The organism is Streptomyces sp. NPDC059582 (assembly GCF_042735715.1).
Lineage (GTDB): Bacteria > Actinomycetota > Actinomycetes > Streptomycetales > Streptomycetaceae > Streptomyces.
Genome location: NZ_JBHWCC010000099.1, coordinates 1 through 7473, shown reverse-complemented (window position 1 = coordinate 7473; position 7473 = coordinate 1). Strand labels below are relative to the sequence as shown.

At 68.0% G+C, this 7473-nt stretch carries 6 protein-coding genes and 2 tRNA genes; 6 read left to right on the top strand and 2 right to left on the bottom strand.

Annotation, left to right across the window (positions count from 1 at the left end; translation table 11 throughout):
• Positions 1-118: 118 nt before the first annotated feature.
• The gene (locus ACFV0T_RS41370; RefSeq protein ID WP_385790594.1) at positions 119-1309 is read right to left on the bottom strand and encodes an acyltransferase family protein; all 1191 of its coding nucleotides are present in this window, start codon (positions 1307-1309) and stop codon (positions 119-121) included.
• A gap of 488 nt (positions 1310-1797) precedes the next feature.
• On the opposite strand from ACFV0T_RS41370, the gene ACFV0T_RS41365 reads away from it, so the two are divergent.
• A complete protein-coding gene (locus tag ACFV0T_RS41365; RefSeq protein ID WP_385790592.1) occupies positions 1798-1992 on the top strand; it encodes a hypothetical protein in 195 nt (64 codons plus the stop codon).
• A gap of 200 nt (positions 1993-2192) precedes the next feature.
• On the opposite strand, the gene ACFV0T_RS41360 is transcribed toward ACFV0T_RS41365, so the two are convergent.
• A tRNA-Gly gene (locus ACFV0T_RS41360) sits at positions 2193-2263 on the bottom strand.
• Positions 2264-2413: 150 nt separating this feature from the next.
• Between ACFV0T_RS41360 and ACFV0T_RS41355 the strand changes: the two genes are divergently transcribed.
• The 5 genes from ACFV0T_RS41355 to clpX all read left to right on the top strand — a co-directional run bounded on the left by ACFV0T_RS41355 (position 2414) and on the right by clpX (position 7434).
• A tRNA-Pro gene (locus tag ACFV0T_RS41355) sits at positions 2414-2490 on the top strand.
• A 169-nt stretch (positions 2491-2659) separates the two neighbouring features.
• Positions 2660-4036, top strand: coding sequence for a trigger factor (gene tig / locus ACFV0T_RS41350; RefSeq protein WP_385790590.1), 1377 nt, complete (start codon positions 2660-2662; stop codon positions 4034-4036).
• Between the two features lie 484 nt (positions 4037-4520).
• A complete protein-coding gene (locus ACFV0T_RS41345) occupies positions 4521-5129 on the top strand; it encodes an ATP-dependent Clp protease proteolytic subunit (RefSeq protein WP_385790610.1) in 609 nt (202 codons plus the stop codon).
• A 141-nt stretch (positions 5130-5270) separates the two neighbouring features.
• Entirely contained in the window at positions 5271-5951 is a 681-nt protein-coding gene (locus ACFV0T_RS41340) for an ATP-dependent Clp protease proteolytic subunit (protein ID WP_385790588.1), read from the top strand.
• Positions 5952-6144: 193 nt separating this feature from the next.
• Entirely contained in the window at positions 6145-7434 is a 1290-nt protein-coding gene (gene clpX / locus ACFV0T_RS41335; protein WP_385790586.1) for an ATP-dependent Clp protease ATP-binding subunit ClpX, read from the top strand.
• Positions 7435-7473: the final 39 nt, after the last annotated feature.

Genomic DNA, 7473 nt, shown 5'->3' with positions numbered 1-7473 from the left:
GGTTGTGGGGTCGTCCGGGTAGGCGGGGTACGCGGACGACCCTCCGCCTCGCGACGCACCGCACCGGACGCCTCGGGCCCCGCCCTCCGGGCGGACGACGCCACTTCCGAGAAGCGCCCTAGGCGCCGACGCTGACCTTCTCGCGGACACCGTTCCCGCCGGTCCCGCTCTTCTCCCGCTCCCGGGCCAGTTCGGCCGCGTCGCGCTTGAAGGCCCACGCCATCTTCGGTTCCATCGCGAACCGGAACACCCGCTGCACGGGCGGCGTGCACAACAGGGTGACGGCCACGGCCGCGAGGACGCTCACGAAGATCTGGCCGAGGGGCCGGTGCAGCCAGGTGTGGTCGAACCAGCCGCGGTACTCGCCGCCCTTGATCAGGAAGCCGTGCAGCAGGTAGCCGTACAGCGTGCCCGCGCCGAGGGCCGTGAACCACAGCCTGCGGCCCGGCACCCAGGCGAAGAAGCAGGCCGTCAGCAGCAGCGAGCAGCCGAACAACGCCAGTTGCATCACCGGCCCGGCCCACCAGGGCGCGGCCAGTTCCTGCGCGGCGTCGCGGTGGTAGAACCACCCGGCGTTCATGCGCGGCACCGCCCACCAGCCGAAGACCAGCGCGAACGCGAACACCGGTACGGCGGCGATCCGCACCGAACGCCGGCGCACCAGCCGGAAGTGCTCGGGCTTCAGGCACAGGCCGAGCACGAAGAACGGCAGGAACTGAAGGACGCGCTGGAGGTCCAGATCGTCACCGATGTTCGGCGTGAGGGACGCGAGCGAGGCGACACCGAGGGCGAGCGGCAGCGGCCAGCGCACCAGCTTCCAGATCGGCGTGGTGAGTCGCCAGATGAACAGGGCACACAGGAACCAGGTCAGGTACCACGGGTCGAGGAGGCTGATGTCCTGGTCCGGGGCGTGGTCCACGACCCGCTTGAAGAGCGGGTAGGCCGTCTCGAACAGGATGTACGGCACGGCGACGCCGGTCACGAGCCGCTTGAGCCGGTCCGGGCGCGCGTCGAAACTCCGCGAGAAGTAGCCGGAGATGATGATGAACGCCGGCATGTGGAACGCGTACACGATCATGTAGGCGCCCTGAAGGATCCGGCTGTCGCCCTTCAGCGGTTCCCAGGAGTGCGCCACGGCCACGAGCACGATCGCCAGGTACTTGGCGTTGTCGAAGAACGAGTCGCGCTGCTTGGACTGTCTGTTCTGCGACGCTTTGTCCGGCTTGTTCGACTTGCCGTGCTCGTCGTGATCGTCGTGCTTGGTCCGGTCCGGCTGGGCGTGCGGCGGGGGCGAGGCAGCGTGGAACATCTGAGGCACCCTAGCGTCGTCTGTGGGTTTCCGTAAAACCCTCCACGTCAATATGGCTTATCCGGTTCGGGTACCCCGGTATTTCCCGTGGTCGACCTCTCGTGGACGTGATGCCGCCCACAGCATCAGGCGCCACCGGTGCGGCAGTTCCTCCGCTGATGTCGCGATTCATCCCGACGAAAGCGGGCATAAGGCCAACGGGGGAAGTGCCTGGCGCGCACCATCGCCGCTAATTCGAATTCACGGCAAGCGCGTTGTGTGGACATGGAAACGATCCGTGCAATTCCCTGTGCGGGTGCACCTTCGAATTGCCGTGCGGGGCCTCACGTCCGGGCGGTCCGCGCGGGGTGGCGCGGGGCGGTCGCGGCCGATGATGCGTCACGGGCCGCATACGCGGGCCGTGTTGGTGGCACGATGGTTCTGGCGGGGGTGCGCGGGGCCGGCATCCCCTGGCCGGGAGAGCGAACCGACCGAGGGTGTGATCAGTTGTGGCAATTTCACTGTCCGTGGTGCTGCTGTTGGCGATCATCCTGGTGGTGTTGATCCGGGGCGGCTCGATCAAGGCGGGCCCCGCGATCGTCGCGGTCCTGTTCGGCTTCTTCCTCGCCTCGACGGGCATGGCCCCGTCAATAAACCGCTTCCTCAACTCACTGGCCGACACGATCAACTCGATCAACTTCTGATCGGTCACTTCGGCCACGCGGGGGAACGTACGGCTCCCTCCCGCGCTTTCGAGTGGACCCGCGGCCACGCGCGCGTACGCCTCACGGGTCACATCCGGCTGCCGGGTCCTGGCGCGGACACGCCGAGCCGAACGCGGTCAGGGAAACGACTCGGGGCCAGGCGAAGGAGAGATCCTCCGGCCTGGCCCCGAGTCGTACAGAGCGGGCGACGGGAATCGAACCCGCGTAGCTAGTTTGGAAGACTAGGGCTCTACCATTGAGCTACGCCCGCACGGACGCGTCGCAGGTCGGGCGACCGCGACACACAGGCATCCTAGCGGTTCGCGTGCCGTCGCCGCACACCTCGTTCCCCCGGGGTCCCTTCGGGAGAAATGCGGCGGCCTCGCAGCCTGCGGGCATGTACCCTTCGTGTCGCACCAGACGGGGTGTGGCGCAGCTTGGTAGCGCGTCCGCTTTGGGAGCGGAAGGCCGTGGGTTCAAATCCCGCCACCCCGACCATCTAGCCGGATCACCACGCGTGATCGCCTTTGGGTGCGGGAAGCGGCTGCGGTTACTATGCAAGCTGCGCGCCCGTGTGTCTCTTGTCTGAAGTCTCCGGGCGACGAAATCCGCCGGACCCGTCGGGTTCCGGCAGAAACCAAGAAGTCAGCCACAAGGAGACCGAACCGTGAAGAGCGCCGTGGAGACCCTGAACCCGACTCGGGTTCGGCTCACTGTCGAGGTGCCCTTCGAGGAGCTCAAGGACAGCCTCGACGCGGCGTACAAGAAGATCAACCAGCAGGTCACGGTGAAGGGCTTCCGCAAGGGCAAGATCCCGGCCAGGGTCATCGACCAGCGCTTCGGCCGTGGCGCCGTGCTGGAGGAGGCCGTCAACGACGCGCTTCCGAAGTTCTACACGGAGGCGGTCAACGAGGCCGAGCTCAGCGTGCTGGGCCAGCCCGAGGTCGACATCACGGAGCTGAAGGACGGCGAGACGCTGAACTTCACCGCCGAGGTCGACATCCGCCCCTCCCTCGAGATCCCGGACTACTCCGGCATCGAGGTCGAGGTCGACGCCGTCGAGGTGTCGGACGAGGACATCGAGAAGTCGGTGGAGCAGCTCCGTGAGCGCTTCGCGTCGACGAGCCCCGTGGAGCGCGCCGCCCAGGACGGCGACGTGATCACCATCGACCTGCAGGCCAAGGTCGACGGCGAGGTCCTCGAGGACGGCGTCGCCGAGGGCGTCTCCTACACCATCGGCTCCGGTGAGCTGCTGGACGGGATCGACGAGGCCGTCAAGGGCCTGGAGGCCGGTGGCGAGGCCACCTTCACCTCCGAGCTCAAGGGAGGGTCGGCGGCCGGCAAGGAGTCCGAGGTCACCGTCAAGGTCACCCAGGTCGCCGCGCGCGAACTGCCCGAGCTGGACGACGAGTTCGCGCAGCTCGCCTCCGAGTTCGACACCCTGGACGAGCTCAAGGCCGACAGCCGCAAGCGCCTCGAGAACATGAAGCAGTACGACCAGGCCACGCAGGCCCAGGAGCGCGTCCTGGAGAAGCTGCTCGAGCTGGTCGAGGTCCCGGTCCCCGAGAAGCTGCTCGAGGACGAGATCAACACCCGTAAGCACAACCTCGAGCACCACCAGCTCGGTCAGATGGGCCTCGACCTCGGGAAGTACCTGGAGATCCAGGGCAAGACCGAGGAGGAGTTCGAGACCGAGACCAGCGAGGCCGCGGTCAAGGGCATCAAGACGCAGTTCGTGCTGGACGAGCTCGTCAAGCGGGAGAAGCTGAACGTCAACCAGGAGGAGCTCACCGAGCACCTCATGCGTCGCGCGGCCTCCTCCGGCATGTCCCCCGACCAGTTCGCCCAGGCGGTCGTCGAGGGCGGCCAGGTTCCGCTGCTCGTCGGCGAGGTCGCCCGCGGCAAGGCCCTGGCGCTGGTCGTCGAGGCCGCCACGGTCAAGGACACCAACGGCGAGGTCATCGACCTGGACGACGAGGAGGAGGCCGAGGAGGCCACCACCGAGGCGCCCGCGGCCGAGACCGAGGAGAAGCCCGAGGCCTGAGCCTCACACCACGCCTGAAGCGTCACGACGGGCCCCGGGGAGCGACTTCCCCGGGGCCCGTCGTCGTTCCCCGGGCCCGCCCCACGGCACCTCACCCAGGGGCGCGGGGAACCGCGCACGCGGCCTCCGCCGACCCGCACCCGCTCCCGTCCGCGCGCGGGAGTGCCCCGGACGCCCCAGGCCTCTTCCCCGACGCCCACGGCACCTCACCCAGGGGCGCGGGGAACCGCGCACGCGGCCTCCGCCGACCCGCACCGATCGACAACCCCCTCGGCCCCCACCCCGCGCCGCCCAGCGCAGCGACCTGCGCTCACAGCGAACAGTTCCTTTTGCGGGATTCCCCGAAGGGACCCGCGCGTTAGGGTCCATGAGTACGAGGGCAGGGGAGTCCCCGGAAACGGCCGGACGGCCCTGAGCCCCGGCAGAACACGTGAGACGGCCCGGCGCCGTCGTAAGACGAGCAGGTGGATACGTGACGAATCTGATGCCCTCCGCCGCCGGCGAGCCTTCCATCGGTGGTGGCCTCGGCGACCAGGTCTACAACCGGCTGCTCAACGAGCGGATCATCTTCCTCGGCCAGCCGGTCGACGACGACATCGCGAACAAGATCACCGCACAGTTGCTGCTCCTTGCCGCCGACCCGGACAAGGACATCTACCTCTACATCAACAGCCCGGGCGGTTCGATCACGGCCGGCATGGCGATCTACGACACCATGCAGTTCATCAAGAACGACGTGGTGACCATCGCCATGGGCCTCGCGGCCTCGATGGGCCAGTTCCTGCTCAGCGCGGGCACGCCCGGCAAGCGCTTCGCGCTCCCGAACGCCGAGATCCTGATCCACCAGCCCTCCGCCGGCCTGGCAGGTTCGGCCTCGGACATCAAGATCCACGCCGAGCGGCTGCTGCACACCAAGAAGCGCATGGCCGAGCTGACCTCCCAGCACACCGGCCAGACGGTCGAGCAGGTCACCCGCGACTCGGACCGCGACCGCTGGTTCGACGCCTTCGAGGCCAAGGAGTACGGCCTCATCGACGACGTGATCCCCACCGCTGCGGGCATGCCGGGCGGCGGCGGTACCGGGGCGGCCTAGCAAGGGCTTGTACGGGCCGCTGAGGCCCGACCGACGCCCCCGGCCTTCATCCCCCCCGCCGGGCAGGGCCCAGGCCCTCCACAGGGCCGTACGCGCCTCCCCTGCCCCCAGCCACCGCCCCAGCCCCTATCAGGAGACATCGTGAACGACTTCCCCGGCAGCGGCATCTACGACCGTACGCGCGCCGAGTACACCGGTCCCTCGGCCGAGTCCCGCTACGTCATCCCGCGCTTCGTGGAGCGCACCTCCCAAGGCATCCGCGAGTACGACCCGTACGCGAAGCTCTTCGAGGAGCGCGTGATCTTCCTCGGCGTGCAGATCGACGACGCCTCCGCCAACGACGTCATGGCGCAGCTGCTGTGCCTGGAGTCGATGGACCCCGACCGGGACATCTCGGTCTACATCAACAGCCCCGGCGGATCCTTCACCGCGCTGACTGCGATCTACGACACGATGCAGTTCGTGAAGCCGGACATCCAGACGGTCTGCATGGGCCAGGCCGCCTCCGCCGCCGCGATCCTCCTCGCGGCCGGCACGCCGGGCAAGCGCATGGCGCTGCCCAACGCGCGCGTGCTGATCCACCAGCCGTACAGCGAGACCGGCCGCGGCCAGGTCTCGGACCTCGAGATCGCCGCGAACGAGATCCTCCGGATGCGCGCGCAGCTGGAGGACATGCTGGCCAAGCACTCCACCACGCCGATCGAGAAGATCCGCGAGGACATCGAGCGCGACAAGATCCTCACGGCCGAGGACGCGCTCTCGTACGGCCTGATCGACCAGATCATCTCCACCCGGAAGATGAACAACGACAACGTCCGCTAGCGCGGAGACATGTATCGTCTGCCGCCCCTCGGCAGGGTCCCCCGATGTGCGCGACAAGGTGCACGACAAAGTGAACCGTGCCAAGGGGGGCCCGAACGGGGGGCCGGGCAAGGTACCGTCGGACATAAGGCAGCACCAGGAGCCGCTGGACTCGTAGCGTCCAGGCGTCTCCCAGGCGAAGGGGAAGCACACCGTGGCACGCATCGGTGACGGCGGCGATCTGCTCAAGTGCTCGTTCTGCGGCAAGAGCCAGAAGCAGGTCAAGAAGCTCATCGCAGGCCCCGGTGTGTACATCTGCGACGAGTGCATCGATCTCTGCAACGAGATCATCGAGGAAGAGCTCGCGGAGACGAGCGAGGTGCGCTGGGAGGAACTCCCCAAGCCTCGCGAGATCTACGAGTTCCTCGAGGGGTACGTGGTCGGCCAGGAGGCGGCCAAGAAGGCGCTCTCCGTGGCGGTGTACAACCACTACAAGCGGGTCCAGGCCGGTGAGAACGGCGGCGGTCAGAGCCGCGAGGACGCCATCGAGTTGGCCAAGTCCAACATCCTCCTGCTGGGCCCGACGGGCTCCGGCAAGACGCTCCTCGCGCAGACCCTCGCGCGCATGCTCAACGTCCCGTTCGCCATCGCCGACGCGACGGCGCTGACGGAGGCCGGGTATGTCGGCGAGGACGTCGAGAACATCCTGCTCAAGCTGATCCAGGCGGCCGACTACGACGTCAAGAAGGCCGAGACCGGGATCATCTACATCGACGAGATCGACAAGGTCGCGCGGAAGAGCGAGAACCCGTCGATCACGCGTGACGTGAGCGGCGAGGGCGTGCAGCAGGCCCTCCTGAAGATCCTCGAAGGCACCACGGCGTCGGTCCCCCCGCAGGGCGGCCGTAAGCACCCGCACCAGGAGTTCATCCAGATCGACACGACGAACGTCCTGTTCATCGTGGGCGGGGCCTTCGCGGGCCTGGAGAAGCTCATCGAGTCCCGGGCCGGCGCCAAGGGCATCGGCTTCGGCGCGACGATCCGCTCCAAGCGCGAGCTGGAGGACAAGGACCAGTTCGAGGACGTCATGCCCGAGGACCTGGTCAAGTTCGGCATGATCCCCGAGTTCATCGGCCGGCTCCCGGTCATCACCTCGGTCCACAACCTCGACCGCGAGGCGCTCCTCCAGATCCTGGTCGAGCCCCGCAACGCGCTCGTGAAGCAGTACCAGCGCCTCTTCGAACTCGACGGCGTGGAGCTGGACTTCGAGCGCGAGGCCCTGGAGGCCATCGCCGACCAGGCCATCCTCCGCCAGACCGGCGCACGCGGACTGCGCGCCATCATGGAGGAAGTCCTCATGTCGGTGATGTACGAGGTCCCCTCCCGCAAGGACGTGGCCCGCGTAGTCATCACGGCGGACGTCGTTCGCTCGAACGTGAACCCCACCCTGATCCCGCGCGACGCCCGCAACGGACGCGGCCCGGGGGAGCAGAAGACGGCGTGACCGCCGCGGCATGACGAGGAAGGGGCCCCGGTCGACGAC

Bases quoted from the DNA above. Each gene is read 5' to 3' on its own strand.
- ACFV0T_RS41370 (WP_385790594.1), bottom strand. From the start codon at position 1,309: ATGTTCCACGCTGCCTCGCCCCCGCCGCACGCCCAGCCGGACCGGACC.
- ACFV0T_RS41345 (WP_385790610.1), top strand. From the start codon at position 4,521: ATGCCCTCCGCCGCCGGCGAGCCTTCCATCGGTGGTGGCCTCGGCGAC.